Genomic DNA, 19472 nt, shown 5'->3' with positions numbered 1-19472 from the left:
CCCTCAGCCGCGGCGGCCCAGATGCACCGTGCGGGCGGCGAGCAGGTGGACGTCGGGGCGGTGGTGCAGCCCTTCGGGGTCCTCGGGGTCCAGCAGCCGGTCCAGTACGGCGCTGTCCTCGGCCGTCAGCAGCTCGCCGAGCACCTCGCGCTCCCGGGTGATGCTCGCGACGACGTGGTCGCGGACCGGGCGGGAGACGGGGGCGGGCAGGTCGAGAAGGAAGCTGCGGGTGCCCTGCGGGACGAGCCCGACCGCGGTGAAGAGCGCGGCCCAGTCCTCGGTCTCCCGCTTCGCTCCCGGGAGTTCGGACCGCATGTGCTCGAAGCGGGTGGCGGCGGCCGCGCCCATACGGGCCTCAAGTCCGGGCTCTCCGATACCGATGTCGCGGGGCAACCGCCGGGTGGGCAGGCCGCCTTCGACGAGTGCGACCGTTCCGCCGGCCCGCAGGAGCCCGGCGAAGCCCGCCAGCGCGGCACGCTGGTCGCCCAGGTGGTGCAGGGAGTTGCCCGCCCAGATCAGATCGGCCTCGCCCAACCGGTCGAAGTCGGAGGGGAGTTCGGCCTCAAGCGTTCGGAAGCGGTCGATCACCCCGAGGCGGCGCGCACGGTTCGTCGCGCGTTCCAGGAGAGCGGGCGTGGCGTCCACGGCCACCACCTCGGCCTCCGGAAAGACCTCGGCCAGCAGGCAGGAGACGACGCCGGGGCCGCTGCCGATGTCGAGGACCCGGCGGACCTCGGGCGCGGTGGGCAGGGCGGCGATCCAGCGGGCCGCCTCCTCGTACTGCGTACCGTTGAGTTCGGCTTCCTGCTCCAACAGGGGACCCAGAACGTCCCAGTCGATGTCGGCGGCGTGCGTGTCGTGGTGGCCGTGACCGGCGTGGCTGCTCATGGGGCCAGCTTCCTCACGGGCCGGCCGTGCGGCAAGGTTCCTTGCTGATCCGGCAAATCGCGTGAGTCCTGCGGCGTACCGAGCGACTCCCCCGGCGTATCCAGCGGGCCCCCCGGCGTACTGGCGCGGTACTCCTGCGGGCTCACTCCCCTCACCCTCTTGAACGCGGCGCTGAAGGCGAAGGGGGCGCTGTAGCCGACCTTCCGCGCCACGGCCTCCACCGTGGCGTCGCTCTCGCGCAGCAGATCGGCCGCGACGGCGAGCCGCCAGCCGGTGAGGTACGCCATCGGCGGCTCCCCGACCAGTTCGGTGAACCGGCGGGCCAGACCGGCCCGGGACACCCCGGCGCGGGCGGCGAGCGAGGCGACGGTCCAGGGGTGCGCCGGGTCGTCCTGGAGCAGCCGCAGCGCCGTGCCCACGACCGGGTCGCCCAGCGCGCGGTACCAGGCGGGCGCGTCGGCCCCGGGCCGGGCGAACCAGGCGCGGAGCACCGCGATGAGCAGCAGGTCCAGCAGCCGGTCCAGGACGACGCGCTGGCCCGGTTCGTCCTGGGCGATCTCCGCGTCCAGCAGGTCCAGCAGCGGCCGGGTCCGCGCGTCGGCGGGGACCGTGAGGAGCGGGGGCAGGGCGTCCAGCAGCCGGCCGCTGATCTCCCCGTCCAGGAGGTAGGTGCCGACGAGGACGGCCGTACCGCCGTCGGCCGCGTTCCCCCAGGTCCGTACGTTCAGCACCATGTCCTGAGCGAGCGGGCGGCCGTGCAGGGTGGTGCAGACACCGCCGGGCCCGACGAGCGCGTGGGGTGGCGTCCCCGGCACGTCGGCGACGGTGTACGGGTCGGGGCCGCGGACCACCGCGATGTCCCCGGGGCCGAGCCGTACCGGTTCACCTCCGTCGGACGGGACGATGCAGGCCGCGCCGCGCCGGACCGACATGAGGCAGATCGGCGCCCGGTCCGCGATCCGTACCGCCCAGGGCGGCTCCATCACCATGCGGAGCAGAAACGCGCCCCGGGCCCGGGGTCCGTCCAGAAGTCCGGCGAGAGCGTCCATGGCCCGCCAGCGTAGACGTGTGGACGCACGCGTAGGTGCCTGAGTCTTTCGAGCATGTCCCGGCGGGAAAGCCCCCGGGAGTCTGGAGCCATGACGGAGAACGCGTACACACGACGAGACGACAGCAGCAGCAACAACGACAACGGTGACGACGGGCGGGGCGTGGGGCGGATGACGGGCGCGGTTCTGGTGACGAGCGGCACGGGCAAGACCGGCCGCCGCGTGGTGGAGCGACTGGCAGCCCTCGGTGTGCCGGCCCGTTCGGGTTCGCGCTCGGGCGATGTGCCGTTCGACTGGCAGGACGACACGGGGTGGGAGGCGGCGTTGCGCGGCACGGAGGCCGCCTATGTGGCGTACTACCCGGATCTTGCGGTGCCCGGGGCGGCGGAGGCGATGGCCGCCTTCGGGCGGACAGCGGCGGCGTGCGGGGTGCGCAGGGTGGTGCTGCTGTCGGGGCGCGGCGAGCCGCAGGCGGTCGTCGCCGAGGAGGCTCTGCGTGGGGCCGTCGGGGCGACGGAGGTCACGGTCGTCCGGTCGGCGTTCTTCGCGCAGAACTTCAGCGAGGGCGCGCTGTTGGACGGGGTGATCGGCGGGGAGCTGGTCTTTCCCGCGGGCACGACGGCGGAACCGTTCCTGGACCTCGACGACCTGGCCGACGTGGTGGTGGCCGCGCTGACCGGGGACGGCCACGCGGGGGCGGTGTACGAGCTGACGGGCCCGCGGTCCCTGACATTCGAGCAGGCGGCCGAGGAGCTGGGCCGGGCGGCGGGCCGGCCGGTACGGTACGTGCCGGTGACCGGGCCCGCGTACGCCTCGCTGCTGGAGGAGTCCGGGGTGTCCGAGGCGGAGGCCGGATTCCTGGCCGAGCTGTTCGCCACGCTGCTGGACGGTCACAACGCGGCGACGACGGACGGGGTGAAGCGGGTGCTGGGGCGGGAGCCGAAGGAGTTCGCCGATTTCGCCTGCGAGGCCGCCCGGGACGGGGCCTGGCACGGCTGAATCGGAACGTCACGCCGGTCCGGTCAGGCCCGGCGGCGTACGGACCGTGTACACCGACCGAACGGTAGGCGGAGCACGCATATTGCCGGGGTGCTCCGGGGGCCATAACTTGCCCTTATGGAGCTGGAGTTGCGCCATCTGCGAACGGTCCGTGCGATAGCCGACACGGGCAGCCTCACCAAGGCCGCCGCCACGCTGGGGCTCGCCCAGCCCGCTCTCAGCGCTCAGCTGCGGCGGATCGAGAAGGCCCTCGGCGGCGCTCTCTTCGACCGTGATCACACCGGAGCCCGCGCCACGCCGCTCGGCGAACTGGTGCTGGAGCGGGCCCGGGTGGTGCTGCCCGCGGTCAGTGAACTGCAGGCCGAGGCCGTGCGGTTCGCCAATGCCCGGGGGGCGCTGGACCGGTTCCGGCTGGGCGGCACGCACGGTCCCCTGCTCGGCGGTCTGGTGGACCGGATGGCGGCCGCGCACCCGGCGGCGGCGGTGTCGACGTACACCTCGTGGTCGGTGGACGAGATCGCCTCGCTGGTGATCGACGGGCGGCTGGACTTCGCGCTGATCGGCACGTGCGGCGAGAGCGCGCCCCCGCTGGCGGACCGGCTGGTCTGGGAGGTCGTCGGGGTGGACCCGGTCTTCGTGATGCTGCCGGAGAACCACCCCCTGGCCACCGAAGCGGAACTGGATCTGGCCGCCCTCGCGGACGAGTGCTGGGCGGATGTGCCCGGCGACGGCTGCTTCGCGGACTGCTTCACCGCGGCCTGCGCGCGGTCGGGCTTCACCCCCGTGTCGGTGTACGAGACGGACACCTCGTCCGTCGTCCATCTGGTGCAGGTGGGGCGGGCGATCGGGCTGTGCCGGGCGACGTTCCCGCCGACGCCGGGCCTGGTGACCCGACCGCTGGCCGGCGCCCCGCTCAGCTGGCGCCACCTGGTGGGCTGGCACCCACACTCCCCCGCCGCCGACGCGGCGGCGAGGACGGTGGCGGGGGCGACCCGCGAGGCGTACGCGGAGGCGGTGTCGCGCAGCCCGAGCTACGCGAGGTGGCTCGGCGCGCACCCGCGGTTCGGCACGGTGGCCTGAGCGGGAGGGGGCGGACAGGCTGTTTCGCTCACCGGTGGCTACTGGGCCCCGTGGGCCGGGGCGGCGGCGGCCACCCTGGCGGCGAGCGTCAGGTCCTTCTCGGTGATCGCGCCGCCCGCGGAGTGCGTGTGGACGGCGAGGGCCACCGTGTTGTAGCCGAGCGTCAGATCGGAGTGGTGGTTCAGCTCGTCCTGGATCTGCGCGATGTGGACCGTCAGCGCGGCGGCGGCGAAGTGGGAGGGCAGCCGGAAGGTCCGGGTGATCCGGTCCCCTTCCAGCGCCCAGCCGGGCAGGCTCTCCAGCCGGATCTCGGTCTCGGACGGCGACAGCGGTTCGGCGCTCATGGGACGGCTCCCGTGGGTCTCGGTGGATCGGCGTAGGCGTCACGGCGGGCCGGGCGGCCCGTACCGGCACCACGACCGGCCCGCCGGTGACGTTACGGTCTGGGCATGACGACTGTCTTGCCCGACACGGAAGTGGGGCCGCTGCTGCGGGACTGGCGGGAACAGCGGCGCATCAGCCAGCTGGAGCTGGCCCTGCGCGCGGACTCCTCGGCCCGCCACATCTCGTTCATCGAGACGGGCCGCTCCCGGCCCAGCGAGGACATGGTCCTGCGGCTGGCCGAACAGCTGGACATCCCGGTCCGGGAACGCAACGCCCTCCTCGTGATCGCCGGTTACGCGCCCCGCTACCCGCAGACCTCCCTCGACGACCCCGCGATGGCGTCCCTGCGCGAGAGCCTGGAGCGCCTGCTCGCGGCGTACGAGCCGTATCCGGCCCTCGTGGTGGACGGCACCTACGGGGTGGTGGCGGCCAACCGCGGGGTCGCGCTGCTCCTGGAAGGCGTACCGGAGAAGCTGCTGACCCCGCCGCTGAACGCCATGCGGCTCACTCTCCACCCGGAGGGACTCGCCCCGCGCATCGTGAACCTCCCCGAGTGGCGGGCGGACCTGCTGGCGCAGATGGGCCGTCAGATCGCCCTCGTACGCTCACCGGCCCTGCGCGAGCTGTACGACGAGGTGGCCGCCTATCCGGCCCCCGCCCGGGCCGACGGTACGGACCGCACCGCCGAGGGGACGCGCGGTGCGGTCCCGGTCGCCGACGGGGCGGGTGGTGCGCGGCGGGACCGGGCCGCCGCGTTCGCGCTGCCGATGCTGCTCGAACACGGGGGCCGGGTCCTGTCGTTCGTGTCGTCGATCGCGACCTTCAACACGCCGATGGACGTGACGGTGGCCGAGCTGGCCATCGAGACGTTCCTCCCGGCGGACCGGGAGACCGCCGCCTACCTGCACGCCCACGTCCCGTCCTGACCCGGCCCCTGCCCGTTCCTCTCAGACGCGGGCCCCGTTGTCGAGCGGGTCGCGGCGCGTCGCACGGGCCTTCCCGCGCGGTGTGCCCTTCCCCTTCCCCGGTGCGGGCGGCGGCGGGGCCTTGGCGGTCCGCTCCAGGGCGAGGGCCCCGGGTACGGCGGTGAACACCGAGGACCAGGTGCCGACGACGATGCCGATGAGCAGGGCGAGCGCGAAGTCGGCCAGCGAATCGCCGCCCAGCACCGCGAGAGCCGCCAGAATGAACAGGGCGCCCATCCCCGTGTTGACCGTACGGGGGACGGTCTGCAGGACGGCCCGGCGGGCGATGGTGTCCAGCGGGGTCCGCCGGTTCGCCCCCCACATCTCCCGTACCCGGTCGAAGACCACCACCGAGTCGTTGACCGAATAGCCGATCACGGTGAGCAGGGCGGCCAGGAAGATGCCGTCGACCGGCCGCCCCAGCCAGGCGAAGGCCCCCACCACCAGGATCACGTCGTGCAGCATCGCCACGACGCACGCCACCGCGAACGTCCAGCGGAACCGGACCGCCAGGTAGGCCAGCTGCACGGCCACCGCGACGCCCAGGGCGATCAGCGCGTTGCGGCGCAGTTCGTCGCCGAGGCTCGGGCCGATCAGCTCGTCCCGTACCTTCGTCGTCTCGCCGCCCTCCTCGGCGAGGGCGGCGCGCAGGGCGTGTTCGCCGTCGTTGTCGAGCTTCCCCGTGCGTACGGACAGGTCGCCGTCGCCCGCCGTGGTGACCTCGGCGTCCCCGAATCCGGCGGCGGCGATGCTGTCCCGGGCCGTCTCCACGTCGACCGGGCGGCTGGTGGAGTACTCGACCAGCCGGCCCCCGGTGAACTCGACGCCCAGATCGACTCCGCGCGCCACGATCCCGGCCACCGCGACGACGACCAGCACCGCCGAGACGACGAGCCATCGGGCCGACTTCCGGAAGAGTTGCGGATCCTTGCGGACCAGCCATGTACGTACGGCACCGGGTCGCCCGATGCCGTTGACACCCCGGTAGTCGCTGACGAAGCGGGAGTTCGCCGCGATCTCGGTGAGCGCGCGGGCGATGACCAGGGCGGAGAACATCGAGGCGACGACCCCGATGGCGAGCGTGACACCGAAGCCCTTGACCGGGCCCGAGCCCAGGAAGAAGAGCAGTCCGGCCGCGATCAGCGTGGTCGCGTTGGAGTCGGCGACCGCGCTCCACGCCTTCTTGAACCCGGTGGTCAGCGCGGAGCGCAGGGAGCGTTTCGGCCGGTCGGCGCACTCCTCCCTGGCCCGTTCGAAGACCAGGACGTTCGCGTCGACCGCCATCCCGATCGCGAGGACGAACCCGGCGAGCCCGGGGAGGGTCAGCGTGACGCCGAGCGCGACGAGCGCGGCGTACGAGATCACTCCGTACGCGCCCAGCGCCACGGCGGCCAGCGCGCCGAAGAGGCGGTAGACGACGGTGATGAAGAGGGCGGTGGCGGCGGCTCCGATGAGGGCCGCCTGCGCGCTCGCGTCGATGGCCGCCGCGCCGAGCGTCGGGCCGACGGTCCGCTGCTCGACGATCTCGACGGGCACGGGCAGGGCCCCGCCCTTGATGAGCAGCGCCAGGTCACGCGCCTCGTCCGCGCTGAACGATCCGGTGATCTGGGTGGCCCCGGACGGCAGTCCGGCCCGGCAGCCGACCGAGGGGTCGACCTGCGGCGAGGAGATGACCTTCTCGTCGAGGACGATGGCGACCCTGCGCCGGTCGTCCCCGGCGGGGTGGCAGGCGGCCTCGCCGGTGAGCTTCTTCCAGTCCTGCCCGGCGCCCTTGCGGAACTCCAGCGACACGCTCCAGCCCGCTCCGCCCTGCGAGTCGAACGCGGCGGTGGCGTCCTCGACGCCCGCGCCGGAGAGCCGGGGTTCGCCGAGGGCGAGGAGGCGGCCCTGCTCGTCGGGGAGCGTCAGCCGGTCCGGGTCGGTGTCGGGGGCGGCGTCGCCGGTGGATTCGGGAGCTGGGGTCTTCTTCTCCGGTTGGCCGGTCCCCTGGCCCTCGACCGCGTGGAAGGTGAGTTGGGCCGTCCGGCCGATCACCTCGGCGGCCTGGCGCGGATCCTGTACGTCGGGCAGCTCGACGATGATCCGGTCCTCGCCGGAACGGGTCAGGGTCGGTTCGGAGACGCCCAGCGAGTCGATCCGCTGCCGCAGCACCTCCAGGGTGCGGTCGGTGGTCTCCCGGTCCGCCTCGACGGTGGCGGTGTCCCGGGCCTGGAGCACGATGCGGGTGCCGCCCTGGAGATCGAGGCCGAGTCTGGGCGACATGGTCAGGGTGATGAAGACGGAGGCGAGCAGCACGGCGACAGCCAGAACCGCTCGCACCGCGGTGGCGCGAGTCATGGAAATCCTCCGGTGGGGCGTCGAGCGCCCTCACCTCAGCGAGGACGCGGCGCCGGAACGTCAGAACAGGACGGCGGATGACCGGTCGTGGGACCGGTGGTCCTGCCGGGAGGTCCCCGGACACCGGGAAGCGCGCCCCGGCGACTGCCCGGTGCGTCGAAGGAGTCCGCGGCGACCTGTCGGCCGCCGCCACGCGGCTGGCCCGGCCCCGGCGGAGCGGGGGTCAGCGCGTCGTGCGGCGGCGGTGGCGCGTGGAGGAGCAGGTACGCCCGGCCGGTACCCGCGCGGGGAGCCTGCGCCGGATCGGCCGCCGCCGTGGGCCGCTCGTGCGTGGCCTGCGCGACGAGATGCCGGACGTCGTGCCCGGTACCGCGCCCGGCCTGGTGCCGGACGTCGAGTGCGCGGTCGTGTCCGGCCTGGTGCCGGGAGTCGAGTGCGCGGTCGTGTCCGGCCTGGTGCCGGGAGTCGAGTGCGCGGTCGTGGCAGATGCGGTGTCGGGACGCCGGTGCGCTCTCCTGCCCTGCACGATGCGCGGTGCGGTGGATCTGCGGTGCGGCGGGCGGCGGAGCCTCGGCGACCGTGACGGCGGGCGCGAGGCTTCGCGTGGCCAGGGCGGCGGGCGCCGCCCCGTTCGCCGTGGCGGCACCGCCGAGCAGGGTGAGGACGGCGAGGAGCAGCGTGACCAGCACGCACCGCACCCGGTGCGTCTGCGCCCGGGGCCGCCCCCGGTACGGCGTCACCTCGGGTGGCCGGATCGCTCGGGCGGCGTCGGCCGACGGCGGAGCACGGAGCTGAGGATCTGTCCGGCGCCGCGGACGACCGTGGTCGACGGGTCGTCGGCCAGGCGCACCGGGGTGCCGAGGCAGCGGGCGATGTGCTCGGTGACGTCGGACCGCAGCGCGCCGCCGCCCGCGAGCACGGGGCCCTTGCGCAGGGCGCCCCGGATCGCGCCGTGCCGGTCGTGCCGCCACATGGACGTGATCATGTCGAGCACTGTACGGCCGAGGACGGTGGGCAGCGTCGCCGGATCGAGGCCGTCGAGGTCGTCGAGTCCGCTCTCGGCCTGCCGGGCGTCGGCGACCAGGCCGCCCACGAGGAGCGTGACCTCGGTCAGCTCGGCTCCCATGTCGACGACGAGAAGGGGGCCCGTCTCCCTCGGTCCCGCGTACGCGGCGGCGGCCCGGGCGCTGCTGAGGACCAGGACGCGCGTCGTTCCCAGGCCGGCGAGCAGGGCGCGCGCGGCAGTGCGGTGTTCGGCGCCGGCGAGCACGGGGTGGCTGAGCACGATCACGCTGTCGCTGCGGTCGGGGCCCAGGGCCGCGTCGGCGATCCGGCCGAGCAGCCGGCCGCAGGACTCGGGGTCGACGATGCGCCCGCGCCGGACCGGCCGCTCGGCACCCCCGTGAGGGCCGGAGCCGGGAAACGGGTCGAGGAGCAGACCTCGGCCGGGCACCCAGGCCCGGGTGCGGGAGCTGCCGAGGTCCAGGGCCAGTCCCCGCGCGACGGGGGCGCCGTCCCATGCGCCCTGGCGCTGGTGCTGATGGTCGTGCTGGTTCAGGTGACGCGTTCGGAGGCCCCCTCGGGCATCTCCGGAAGGTCCCGCCCCGAACGCCCCGGCACCGCTTCCGTCACGAAGCGGTCCGGGGCCCTTCCCCCATGGGCCCGCCCCCGGGCGAAAGGGCCCTCGCCGCTCGCCGGTTGCGGAAGTGATCGGGACGGTCGGAGCAGGAGCACGACGGAGCGAGGGGTGGACAGCGGCACTCAGGTCCGGAACGTTCCGGGCGGGTCCGGACCACGGGGAGACGGCGCGACCCGGTCGCTGTCCGTCGTGCACAGAACGCATCGTCCCTCACCCCCGGCCGGCCGTCTCCGCCGCCCACGCACCCGTCGGCCCACTGATACTGAGGCACGACCGAGCCCTCACTATGCAATACGGTGTGGTGGAACGCCACTTCCTCGCTGATTCACAGGCGCGCCGAGACGCCGTGTGCGGCGGTCACCGGCTCAGACGCCCTCCTCCGCCGCCAGGAACGCGCCGACCAGCTCCGCGAACTCCTCCGGCACCGCGATCCGGACCCCCAGATCCTCCGCCTTGGTGCGCTTGGATCCGGCCTTGTCCCCGGCGACCAGCAGGCTCGTGCGCTTCGAGACACTGGAGGACGACTTGCCGCCGGCCCGCTCGATCAGCTCGTTCATCTGGTTGCGCGACAGCTTCTCCAGCGCCCCGGACATCGCGCCCGTCACCACCACGGTCATCCCCGCCAGGGGCAGCGCGGAGCCGGTGCCGCCGGTGCCGGCGGCCTCCGGGTCCGCCCCGGCCGCCGCTTCCTCCTCCGTCCCGGCCTCCGGGGGCGGGGTGGCGCCCGGCTCGGTCATCGACACCCCGGCCGCGACGAGCTTGTCGATCAACGGCGCCAGCTCCACCAGCTCGGCGACCACCGCCGCGGCCTTCTCCTTGCCGATGCCGTCCACCCGCTGGAGCGTCTCCACGTCGGCGGCGACGATCCGGTCCATCGTGGCGAAATACCGGGCGATACGGCGTGACATGGAACGCCCCGTGCCCCGTACGCCCAGGGCGCAGAAGACCCGGGAGAGCGGCCGGGTGCGGGCGGTCTCGATGGCCGCCAGGAGGTTGTCCGTGGAGGTCTCGCCCATCCGGTCGAGGGCGAGCAACTGCTCGCGTTCCAGGGTGAAGAGATCGGCGAAGTCCGCGACGAGACCCGCGTCGACGAGCTGGACGACCCGGGTGGAGCCGAGACCCTCGATGTCGAGCTGGTCGCGGCCCGCCGCATACGAGACGGAGGCGACGAGGCGGCAGTTACGGCCCCGGGTACAGCGCCAGCGCTGCTCGCTCGTGTCGATGTCGGAGCCGCACTGCGGGCAGCTCTCGGGAAAGTCGATCGGCGTCTCGTCGCCGGTGCGCAGGTGGACGACGGGGGCCTCGATGCGCGGGATGATGTCGCCGGCCTTGTAGACCATGACCTGGTCCCCCAGGCGCAGGTCGCGCCGGGTGATGTCGGCCGGGTTGTGCAGGGTGGCGTAACCGACGGTGGAGCCGTCGATCTCCACGGGCTCCAGGACGGCGCGCGGCGCGATGATGCCCGTGCGCCCGACGTTCCACTCGACGGCCAGCAGGCGGGTGATCTTCTCCACTGCGGGCAGCTTGTAGGCGATGGCCCAGCGGGGCGCGCGGGTGCCGGAGCCCGCCTCGCGCTGGTCGGCCGCCAGGTCGGCCTTGATCACGATCCCGTCGATGCCGAACGGCAGCGCGGCGCGCAGGGAGCCTATGGCGTCCACCCGCGCCCGGACCTCCTCGACCGTGGCGGCCAGGACCGGCGCCACGTCGGTGCCCGCGGCCGTGTGCACCCCGAGCTCGGCGACGTACGACAGGACCTCGCTGTGGGGCAGTTCGGCGAGGGTCTCGCCCAGCTCCCCGGAATCGGGCAGCGGCAGCGCGCCGTAGGCGAAGAAGGTCGTCTCCACCCGGTAGGCGCGGTCCTTGGCGCGCAAGGTGCCGGCCGCCCCGTTGCGCGGGTTGGCGAAGGGGGCGCCGCCGTGTTCCGTACGGATCGCGTTGCCCTGGTCGAACTGGTCGTTCGTCATGAGGATCTCGCCGCGCACCTCGATGGTGACCGGCTCGGCCAGCCGCTCCGGCAGTCCGACGACGGCGCCCGCCGCATGCGAGACGTCCTCGCCCGCCGTGCCGTCGCCCCGGGTGATGAGGCGCTCGAACCGGCCGTCGCGATAGCGCGCGGCGACCGCCAGACCGTCGAGCTTCGGCTCCACGCTCCACGCGGTCACCGGTCTGCCGATGCGCCGCTCCAGCGAGGCGGTCCAGGTCGCGAACTGCTCGGCCGAGAACACGTTGTCCAGCGAGAGCATGGGAACCGTGTGCGGCACGTCGCCGACGGCGGCCCCGCCCGCGACCTTGCCGGTCGGCGAGGCGGCGAGCACCTCCTCGGGATGGTCCGCCTCGTACGCGGCTATGCCGCGCGCCAGCCGGTCGTAGGCGTCGTCGTCCAACGCGCTCTCGCCCGTGGCGTAGTACGCGGCGGCGGCGACGGAGGCCTGTTCCACGGCGGCGGCATAGGCGGCGGTATCGGCGAGCACAGCAGCTGAGTTCGTCATGGTCACCATTCTTCCGCCCACCACTGACAACGGCCCCGATCGCCTTCCCATCCTCCTGCCAGGAGAGCGCTCTCCCTCGCCATCGCATACAACTCGCGCTCCATTGCGCCGATTTACCGAGCCTGCACGATCTCTTGACATGCACAGGAGGCACTTCTACGTTCCTTTGAGAGAGCGCTCTCTCGCTCAGCCCAGGAATCCCCCACTTCCCCGAACAGGAGTGCCGTGCTCTTCCGACATCGACGCAACCCCGACCACAGCCGCCAACGATCCCTGCCGTCCTGGCGGTACAGAATCGCCGGGCTCGCCGCGGCCGCCCTCGCCCTCTCCTTCCTCCAGGCCAACGTCGGCAACGCCACGTCCGAGCGGGCCGCCGCCGACGCCGCGCCGAAGGCCGCCGCCGATGTCGTGCGGGTCGCCGAGTTCCTCGCCGAGTGCCCGTACACCCACCGGCTCCCCGACGACCCGATCGTCTTCCCCGGGCTGCCGGGCGCCTCCCACATGCACAGCTTCTTCGGCAACGACACCACGCACGCCGGCTCCGACCTGGCCTCCCTGGAGAAGGGCCGTACGTCGTGCGCCCCCGACACCGACCTGTCGTCGTACTGGGTGCCCACCCTCTACGACGGCGACAAGGAGGTGGAGCCCACCGGGACCACCTTCTACTACCTGGGCGAAGGCGTGAGCGACGACGTCATCCGCCAGATCAAGCCCTTCCCCCGGGGCCTGCGCATCGTGGCGGGCAACGCGAAGGCGACCGGCCCGCAGGACAACACCGTCGCCCGCTGGTCGTGCCTGCACGCCGGTGAGGTGAACCCCTCGCAGAACTTCGTGGACTGTCCGCCCGGCACGATGATGGAGTCCTACCTGGACTTCCCGCAGTGCTGGAACGGTACGGACCTCGACTCCCCCGACCACAAGAGCCACATGGCCTACCCGGTGAACGGCGGCTGCCCGTCCACCCACCCGGTGCCGGTGCCCAAGCTCCGGCAGGTGCTGCGCTACCCGGTGAACGGTGACCCGGCCCGTTTCCGGCTGGCGTCCGGGCCCGGCTACACCATGCACGGCGACTTCTTCAACGTATGGCCGGAGGAGGAGATGGCGCAGCGCGTCCGCGACTGCATCAACGCGATCGTCAAGTGCGGATTCGACGGCAAGCCCTGACGATCCGTCATCGCCACACCGAACCCACCCCCCACGCACCACCGCGTCCGCCCCGGGGCGCCGGCTCCGGGGCGGACGCGGTCCCCCTCCCCGTACGAGGACACCCCCATGAACCCCATCGGCCTCCCGCTCCGCCGGGCCGCCGTCCTCGTCCTGCTCGGCGTGGTGGCCCTCGGCGGCGCGGCCGGCTGTTCACCGGCGGCGGATTCCGCGCCCCGTCCTGCACCGGCACAGGAGTCTTTGCCGACCGGCACCCCCGCCACCACCTCGACCGCCACCGATGTCGGCTGGGTCCAGCTCATGACCCCCATGAATCAGCAGGCGGTCAAGCTCCTGACCCTGGCCGCCCAGCGGGCGGCCGAACCGCGGATACGCGACTTCGCGGTGCGGCTGCGCATCGGGCAGGAAGCCGAACTCAGCCGTCTGAAAACTCTGTTGACCCGCATGGGACTGCCCGGGACCGATGTGCACGCGGGGCACGACATGCCCGGCATGGTGACGGAACGGGACCTGGAGGCGGCCCGCGCCGCCGAGGGGCCCGCGTTCGACCGGCTCGTCCTCGTGCAGATCCGGGACCATCTGCGGCAGTCCGCGCAGGTGTCGCGTTCCGAGATCACCTCGGGCGGCCGGGCTGACGCCCGCGAGTTGGCCGCCGCCCTCGTGACGGCGCGCGAGACGTCCCTCGCCGAGCTGGAACGGCTGCCGGGCGCGGTGCGGGCCCTCGGCTGAACAGGGCGGCCTGCCTGCGGGTATAAAGGGCTGCATGACAGCCGAAGTGCCGCAGCCCGTACGCCCCACGACCTTGGAGGACGTGGCGGCCGTGGCCGGTGTGTCACGAGCGACGGTGTCCCGGGTGATCAACGGGGCGACCACCGTCGACCCGGCCCTGCGCAGCGTCGTCGAGCAGGCGGTGGCGACCACCGGCTATGTGCCCAACCGGGCCGCGCGTTCGCTGGTGACGCGGCGGACCGACTCGGTGGCGCTGGTGGTCTCCGAGCGGGAACGGCGGCCGATGTCCGAGCCGTTCGTCGGCCGGATGTTCTCCGACCCGTACTTCGGGCGGGTGGTCAGCGGGCTGCTGGAGGTACTGCGCCCGGCGGGGATCCAGATGGTCGTGATGCTGGCCGACGACGAGGCGTCCCGCGGCCAGTTGCTCTCCTATCTGCGGCACGGCCATGTCGACGGGGTCGTGCTGATCACGACGCACGCCGACGACCCGCTGCCCGGGCTGCTCCAGGAGACCCGGATGCCCGCCGTCCTCGCGGGCCGTCCGCACAAGCCGTCGCCGCTGGCCTATGTGGAGGTGGACCAGCACGCCGGGGCGCGGCTGGCGGCCGATCACCTGGCCGCGCAGGGGCGGCGGCGCATCGGCACGATCACGGGACCGCAGGACATGCCCGCCGGACAGGTGCGGCGAACCGGATTCCTTGAGGCCTGCGCCGCCCATGGCATCGAGGACGTGGCCTGCGCCGAGGGGGACTTCACGCATCTGGGCGGGGCGGCGGCGATGCGCCGGCTGCTGGCGGACCGCCCGGATCTGGACGGGGTGTTCATCGCCTCCGACCTGATGGCGCTGGGGGCCCTGCCGGTGCTGCTCCGGGCCGGTCGCGACGTGCCGGCCGACGTCGCGGTGGTCGGCTTCGACGACAGCAGCGCCGCCGCCGCCTGCGATCCGCCGCTGACCACGGTCCGGCAGCCGGTGGAGGAGATGGCGGCGGAGATGGCCCGGTTGTTGCTGAAGCAGATCGGCGAACCGGGGGGCCCGTCGCCCTCGGTGCTCTTCCCGGCGGCGCTGGTACGGCGGCAGTCGGCCTGAGCCGCGAGGCCTTCCGGCGACGGCCGGAGGCGCGAGCGCTCGGTCAGGCCGTCGTATCCGGCCTGACCGGCACAGGAGCCTCCGTCGTCGCCGGGACCGGAGTGTCCGCCGGGAACGGTTCGTCCGCCAGGTCGGCCCCGGCGAAGCCCTCCGCGCGCACCGGGACCTGGGGGCCGGAGGACTCCTGGAGCCAGCGGGTCACCGTGCGAGCCGATCTGCTCCTCGAAGGCGTGCACGGTGCCGGTGCCGGGGTCGTACATGGAGTTGACCATGACGTCGGCGACATGCGGGAAGGTGTCCGTACGCCGTACGGCGTCGGCCGCGCCGACGTCGAAGCCCGCGAGCGGGCCCTCGCCGTCCGTCAGTTCGGCGACCGGGACCTCGGCGCCACCGCGCCCGAGCACCACGGAGCCGTCCTCCCCGCCGACGAGAAGGAAGCCGATCCCCGGGTGGTTGGCGAGCGTGGAGAGCAGCGCCGGGTGGCGGCGCTCGATCTGTTCGCGGCAGGCGCGGCCCTCGATGTCGGGGAAGGAGATGAGACCGAGGTTTCCGGAGGCCAGCACGATCGGGTCGGAGAGCTTGGCCGGGTGCTCGTCCTGCTGTCCCTCGACGGGGCGGTGCAGCGCGATGCGCACCGCGTCACGGGCCTCGGAGCCGCTGCGGGTGCGCTGGGCGCGACGGGGCACGGGCAGCCCGCAGCCCGCCCGGACGAGGTCCTTGAGCGTGAGCCCGTACTTCCCCGCGAAGGTCTCCCCGGGGCTCTGGCCGTGGTCGGACAGGAGCACGATCCGGTAGGCGCGCGGGGTGTGGTCGGCGATCTTGGCGATCAGGGCGAGGGAGCGGTCGAGGCGTACGAGGACCTTCTCGGCGTCGCGGCTGCGGGGACCCGAGTGGTGGGCGACCTCGTCGTAGGCGACGAGGTCGGCGTAGACGGCGGTGCGTCCGGCGAACATGTCGCCGAGGACGGCGGCGACGACCACATCGCGCTCCACGACCGTGGCGAAGGCGCGGATGAAGGGGTAGAGCCCGCCGCGCTTGATCCGGGGGGTGACCTTCCGGGCGCGGGCCCGGGTCGACTGGCCGATCTCCCGGAGCACCTCGGCGACGAAGGAGAGAGCGGTGCGGGTGGCGTTGGCAGGGTCGGAGAAGTAGGCGAAGTATCCGGCGCGGGAGCGGCGGCCCTTGCCGCGCCGGGCGGCCATGGAGAGCACCAGGGCGAGCTGTCCGGCGCCGCCGCTGAAGAGGTTGCCGCGGCTCGCCCCGTCGACGGTGAGGAGGCCGCCGTCGTGGGTGCGGCGGATGGCCCGCCGTTGCATTTCGAGGGCGCTCGCGGGGCGGCTGGAGACCATGACGGTGCGGGTCTCCTTCTCGTACCAGCGGAACGCGGGCACGTCGTGGTTGCTGCCGTGCAGGATGGCGAGCTGGCTGGCGCCGGTCTGGCTGGACCAGTCGGTACGCCACGGGGTGAGGCGGTGTCCGGAGGAGTCGGCGAGCCATCCGGCGACGGTCGGCATGAGCCCGTCGGCCGCCGCCTTGACCAGCACGTCGTGGCCGACGCCGTCGAGCTGGAGGAAGACGGTGCCGGGCGGTCCGTNGGCGACGACGACCGCGGTCTCCGGCGCGGCGTCACCTCGGCCGTCCGGGATCAGGCGCAGGGCTATCAGCAGCAGCGAACCGTTGAGGAAGAAGACCAGCGCGCCGAGGACGAGCGCGGGCACGATGAGCAGGGACCGGACGAGGACGGGCCACACCAGGGCGGAGAGCAGGCCGAACGCGCCTGCGCCCCAGGCCGCGGTGAACGCCGTCCTGGTGATGGTGTCGCCGTCGTCGGACTGGAGCTGGAAGTCGGGCAGGGCGCCGGCCAGCACGAGCATGGTGAGGGTGGAGACCGCCCAGACCGCGATCACCCGCATCAGGGCTCTGCCCGCCGTACGCCACTTCCCGTCACCCACGCCGGTCCACCCCACGCCCTCTCCGTTTCCGGGCCCGGTGCGTCCGGGACCCGCCCTTCAGCTTTTCACAGCGTCGCTCCCGGTCAGCGGCTTCGGCGACAGGCCGAAGGGTCGGCGCGAGGCTACGGGGGGCGCATAGGCTCGTACCGGCAGCGCACCCGGTCGCGGGCCACGCGGCCGGCACACGGCGTCGCGGAGACCGGACAAGGGCAGGATGAGGACCGGCCGGGACCGGGCAGGAACCGGACGGGGATCGAGCGAGGAGGCGGGCGTACCGGTGGAGGTCACCTGGTGGGGTCATGCCACCTGCACGATCGAGGACTCGGGGGTGCGAGTGCTGACCGACCCTCTGTTCGTCCGTCGCTTCGCGCATCTGCGCCGCCGCCGGGGCGAGGTGCCGCCGCCGGAGGCCGCGGTCGCCGAGGTGGTGCTGGTCTCCCATCTGCACTCCGACCATCTGCATCTGCCGTCGCTGGCCCGGCTGGCTCCCGGCAGCCGGCTGATCGTGCCGAGCGGCGCGGTGGCCGCCGTGCCGGGGCTGCGGATGCTGCGGCGGGTGCGGCAGCTGCACGTCACCGAGGTGCGGCCGGGCGAGACGGTACGGATCGGCGAGGTCCGGGTACGGGCGGTTCCCGCACTGCACGACGGGCGGCGGCTGCCGGTCGGACCGCACCGGTCGCCCGCGCTCGGTTACGTCGTCGAGGGCGAGGCCCGGACGTACTTCGCCGGGGACACCGGGCTTTTCGACGCGATGGCCGACGAGGTGGGTCCGGTGGACGTGGCCTTGCTGCCGGTGGGCGGGTGGGGGCCCTATCTGGGACACAGCCATCTGAACCCGGTCCGGGCCGCCGAGGCGCTGGCCCGGCTCGCGCCACGGTCGGCGGTGCCGGTGCACTACGGGACGTACTGGCCGATCGGCCTGGACGCGGTGCGCCCGCACGAGTTCCACGCGCCGGGCGACGAGTTCGTACGGCACGCGGCGAAGCGGGCGCCCGAGGTTGCGGTGCATCTGCTGGGGCACGGCGAGCGGGTCAGACCGGAGGCCGCCCGTTGATCCAGGAGATCCAGCAGGTGGTGCGGGAGCTGCCCACCGAGTCGACCCAGCAGGCGGTCGGCTATCCGACGCTGTTCGCTCTGGTGGCGCTGGGGTCCCTGGTGCCCGTGGTACCGACGGGGGCTCTGGTGAGTTCGGCGGCGGTGGTGGCCTTCCACCAGACGTCACCACTCGCCCTGCTCTTCGTGTTCCTGGTGGCTTCGGCCGCCGCGTTCCTGGGGGACATCTGCCTGTACTGGCTGGGGCAGCGCGGGGTGCGGTCGAAGAACGGTTCGAAGTGGCTGGAGGCGATAACCCGCCGGGCCGCGCCGGAGCGGCTGGCCCAGGCACAGGAGAAGCTGGCGGAGCACGGCGGGACGGTGCTGGTGCTGTCCCGGCTGGTGCCGGCCGGGCGGATCCCGGTGATGCTGGCGTGTCTGCTGGGCCGGATGCCGTTGCGGCAGTTCGCCCGGGGCGATGTTCCGGCCTGTCTGGCCTGGGCGGCGACGTACCAGCTGATCGGGATCCTGGGCGGTTCGCTGTTCCCGGAGCCGTGGCAGGGGGTGGTCGCGGCGGTCGCCCTGACGCTGCTGATCAGCGGGGCGCCGGCGGTGTGGCGGAAGCTGCGGGCGCGGTTCGGCCCCGCGTCGTCGTAGCCGTCATCGGCAGCCGCACTCAGCGCAGTTCGGCGAAGACCGCCGCGAAGTCGTCCAGGGCCCGCGCCACGTGCGGGAGCTCCAGGGGCTTGGCCGCGGCGAGGGACTCCGTCTGCTGCTGCGGCGTGGCCCCCAGCAGCGGGCCGGTGCCCAGGCGTACGCGCAGGGCGCCCAGCTCGTCCCCGAAGCGGTGTCCGCCCGGGGCCGGTGCGCCGAGCCGGTCGGTGAGGTACTCCTCCAGCTCCATGGAGTCCGTGACGCCCAGGTCCGCCAGCCGGGAGCGAAGGGGGCCGAGGTCGGCGTAGAGGTGGCGGCCCGCCTGCGGGGGGCGGGCCAGCGCGCCGGAGCCGAGGACCGCGCGGTGGGCGGCTGCGGCGACGTCGGTCTGCAGGGCCGCCGCCCGCCGGATCCGGTCGGACGAGGGCGCCGAGCGCGGTGAGGATGTCCAGGGTGCGGGCGTGCCGGACGGCGGCGCGGGGGGCATCGGGGAAGCGGGCGACGGCGACCGGCCAGGCGGCGGGTACGAGAGCCCCGGACAGGTCGGCGATCACCGTGACGTCGTCCGGGCACATCTCGGCCGGGCTGAGCAGGACGGTGTCGCGCGGGCGGTGCACGGTGTCGCGCCAGGTCTCGTCGCTGATGATGTGCAGCCCCTCGTCGACGGCCGCCTCGCAGGCCTCGCGGACCAGCTCGGGCGGGGCGACGGTGGCGGTGGGGTCGTCCACGAAGGACAGCAGCAGCAGTTTCGGCCGCCCGCCCTCCGCACGGACCCGGCGGACGGTCTCCAGCAGGGCGTACGGGTCGGGGATGCCGCCGCATTCGGCCGGGGTCGGCACATGGTAGGCGGGCCGGCCCAGCAGCCGGGCCTGCGGCATCCAGGCGGCGGGGCAGGGGCGCGGCATGAGGACGTCGCCGCCGTGAGCGCCGATGAGGGCCAACAGGAGCGGCTGGGCCCCGGGTGCGGCGGCGATCCCGCCCGCAGCCCCGTGCAGCCCACGCCGGTCCCAGTATCCCCGGGCCG

Annotated in this window: 15 protein-coding genes and 2 pseudogenes; 8 read left to right on the top strand and 9 right to left on the bottom strand. The window is 73.6% G+C overall.

From position 1 onward, the window contains the following. Window positions 1–3: 3 nt before the first annotated feature. Window positions 4–888 (bottom strand): class I SAM-dependent methyltransferase, encoded by an 885-nt coding sequence (locus D3105_RS17030; protein ID WP_118904039.1) that lies wholly within the window; start codon window positions 886–888, stop codon window positions 4–6. Beyond that, window positions 885–1937 (bottom strand): AraC family transcriptional regulator, encoded by a 1053-nt coding sequence (locus D3105_RS17025; RefSeq protein ID WP_118904038.1) that lies wholly within the window; start codon window positions 1935–1937, stop codon window positions 885–887. Before D3105_RS17025 ends, D3105_RS17030 begins: the two co-directional genes overlap by 4 nt. 90 nt (window positions 1938–2027) lie before the next feature. Between D3105_RS17025 and D3105_RS17020 the strand changes: the two genes are divergently transcribed. Together D3105_RS17020 and D3105_RS17015 are read left to right on the top strand one after the other, a co-directional pair. Continuing rightward, entirely contained in the window at window positions 2028–2936 is a 909-nt protein-coding gene (locus tag D3105_RS17020) for an NmrA family transcriptional regulator (protein WP_118904037.1), read from the top strand. A gap of 117 nt (window positions 2937–3053) precedes the next feature. Beyond that, complete coding sequence (locus D3105_RS17015; protein WP_118904036.1) at window positions 3054–4016, top strand: LysR family transcriptional regulator; 963 nt, start codon at window positions 3054–3056, stop codon at window positions 4014–4016. Between the two features lie 38 nt (window positions 4017–4054). On the opposite strand, the gene D3105_RS17010 is transcribed toward D3105_RS17015, so the two are convergent. Beyond that, on the bottom strand, window positions 4055–4360 hold the full coding sequence (locus D3105_RS17010) for a 4a-hydroxytetrahydrobiopterin dehydratase (protein WP_118904035.1): 306 nt from the start codon (window positions 4358–4360) through the stop codon (window positions 4055–4057). Window positions 4361–4465: 105 nt separating this feature from the next. On the opposite strand from D3105_RS17010, the gene D3105_RS17005 reads away from it, so the two are divergent. Beyond that, the gene (locus D3105_RS17005; RefSeq protein WP_118904034.1) at window positions 4466–5326 is read left to right on the top strand and encodes a helix-turn-helix domain-containing protein; all 861 of its coding nucleotides are present in this window, start codon (window positions 4466–4468) and stop codon (window positions 5324–5326) included. A 21-nt stretch (window positions 5327–5347) separates the two neighbouring features. On the opposite strand, the gene secD is transcribed toward D3105_RS17005, so the two are convergent. From secD to ligA, 4 genes are all read right to left on the bottom strand, one after another. Beyond that, window positions 5348–7702 (bottom strand): protein translocase subunit SecD, encoded by a 2355-nt coding sequence (secD, locus tag D3105_RS17000; protein ID WP_118904033.1) that lies wholly within the window; start codon window positions 7700–7702, stop codon window positions 5348–5350. Between the two features lie 35 nt (window positions 7703–7737). Continuing rightward, the gene (locus D3105_RS16995) at window positions 7738–8391 is read right to left on the bottom strand and encodes a hypothetical protein (RefSeq protein ID WP_118904048.1); all 654 of its coding nucleotides are present in this window, start codon (window positions 8389–8391) and stop codon (window positions 7738–7740) included. A gap of 47 nt (window positions 8392–8438) precedes the next feature. Beyond that, on the bottom strand, window positions 8439–9155 hold the full coding sequence (locus tag D3105_RS16990; protein WP_118904032.1) for a rod shape-determining protein: 717 nt from the start codon (window positions 9153–9155) through the stop codon (window positions 8439–8441). 551 nt (window positions 9156–9706) lie between these two features. Then, complete coding sequence (ligA, locus tag D3105_RS16985; protein WP_118904031.1) at window positions 9707–11839, bottom strand: NAD-dependent DNA ligase LigA; 2133 nt, start codon at window positions 11837–11839, stop codon at window positions 9707–9709. 216 nt (window positions 11840–12055) lie between these two features. Between ligA and D3105_RS16980 the strand changes: the two genes are divergently transcribed. From D3105_RS16980 to D3105_RS16970, 3 genes are all read left to right on the top strand, one after another. Next, window positions 12056–12994, top strand: a complete 939-nt coding sequence (locus D3105_RS16980) for a DUF1996 domain-containing protein (RefSeq protein WP_118904030.1) — start codon at window positions 12056–12058, stop codon at window positions 12992–12994. Between the two features lie 108 nt (window positions 12995–13102). After that, complete coding sequence (locus tag D3105_RS16975; protein ID WP_118904029.1) at window positions 13103–13723, top strand: DUF305 domain-containing protein; 621 nt, start codon at window positions 13103–13105, stop codon at window positions 13721–13723. A gap of 34 nt (window positions 13724–13757) precedes the next feature. After that, window positions 13758–14810: a LacI family DNA-binding transcriptional regulator gene (locus D3105_RS16970; protein ID WP_118904028.1), complete on the top strand. Its 1053-nt coding sequence runs from the start codon at window positions 13758–13760 to the stop codon at window positions 14808–14810. Window positions 14811–14853: 43 nt separating this feature from the next. Here D3105_RS16970 and D3105_RS16965 read toward each other — a convergent pair. Continuing rightward, window positions 14854–16723: pseudogene (locus tag D3105_RS16965) on the bottom strand (alkaline phosphatase family protein). A gap of 316 nt (window positions 16724–17039) precedes the next feature. Between D3105_RS16965 and D3105_RS16960 the strand changes: the two are divergent. Together D3105_RS16960 and D3105_RS16955 are read left to right on the top strand one after the other, a co-directional pair. Further along, window positions 17040–17816, top strand: a complete 777-nt coding sequence (locus D3105_RS16960) for an MBL fold metallo-hydrolase (protein ID WP_118904027.1) — start codon at window positions 17040–17042, stop codon at window positions 17814–17816. Beyond that, window positions 17813–18451: a DedA family protein gene (locus D3105_RS16955; RefSeq protein ID WP_118904026.1), complete on the top strand. Its 639-nt coding sequence runs from the start codon at window positions 17813–17815 to the stop codon at window positions 18449–18451. Before D3105_RS16960 ends, D3105_RS16955 begins: the two co-directional genes overlap by 4 nt. A 19-nt stretch (window positions 18452–18470) precedes the next feature. Here the strand turns inward: D3105_RS16955 and D3105_RS16950 are convergent. Further along, window positions 18471–19472 (bottom strand): annotated as a pseudogene (locus D3105_RS16950) (aminotransferase class I/II-fold pyridoxal phosphate-dependent enzyme); the annotation flags it as partial.

This window comes from Streptomyces globisporus, from assembly GCF_003501885.1.
GTDB classification, from domain to species: Bacteria; Actinomycetota; Actinomycetes; order Streptomycetales; family Streptomycetaceae; genus Streptomyces; species Streptomyces globisporus_D.
This window is presented reverse-complemented; position numbering and strand designations above follow the sequence as displayed.

Excerpts from the sequence above, each read along its gene's own strand:
- D3105_RS17030 (WP_118904039.1), bottom strand. The coding sequence starts at position 888 with ATGAGCAGCCACGCCGGTCACGGCCACCACGACACGCACGCCGCCGAC.
- D3105_RS17010 (WP_118904035.1), bottom strand. The coding sequence starts at position 4,360 with ATGAGCGCCGAACCGCTGTCGCCGTCCGAGACCGAGATCCGGCTGGAG.
- D3105_RS17015 (WP_118904036.1), top strand. The coding sequence starts at position 3,054 with ATGGAGCTGGAGTTGCGCCATCTGCGAACGGTCCGTGCGATAGCCGAC.
- D3105_RS17020 (WP_118904037.1), top strand. The coding sequence starts at position 2,028 with ATGACGGAGAACGCGTACACACGACGAGACGACAGCAGCAGCAACAAC.
- D3105_RS17025 (WP_118904038.1), bottom strand. The coding sequence starts at position 1,937 with ATGGACGCTCTCGCCGGACTTCTGGACGGACCCCGGGCCCGGGGCGCG.
- D3105_RS16975 (WP_118904029.1), top strand. The coding sequence starts at position 13,103 with ATGAACCCCATCGGCCTCCCGCTCCGCCGGGCCGCCGTCCTCGTCCTG.
- D3105_RS16970 (WP_118904028.1), top strand. The coding sequence starts at position 13,758 with ATGACAGCCGAAGTGCCGCAGCCCGTACGCCCCACGACCTTGGAGGAC.
- secD (WP_118904033.1), bottom strand. The coding sequence starts at position 7,702 with ATGACTCGCGCCACCGCGGTGCGAGCGGTTCTGGCTGTCGCCGTGCTG.
- ligA (WP_118904031.1), bottom strand. The coding sequence starts at position 11,839 with ATGGTGACCATGACGAACTCAGCTGCTGTGCTCGCCGATACCGCCGCC.
- D3105_RS17005 (WP_118904034.1), top strand. The coding sequence starts at position 4,466 with ATGACGACTGTCTTGCCCGACACGGAAGTGGGGCCGCTGCTGCGGGAC.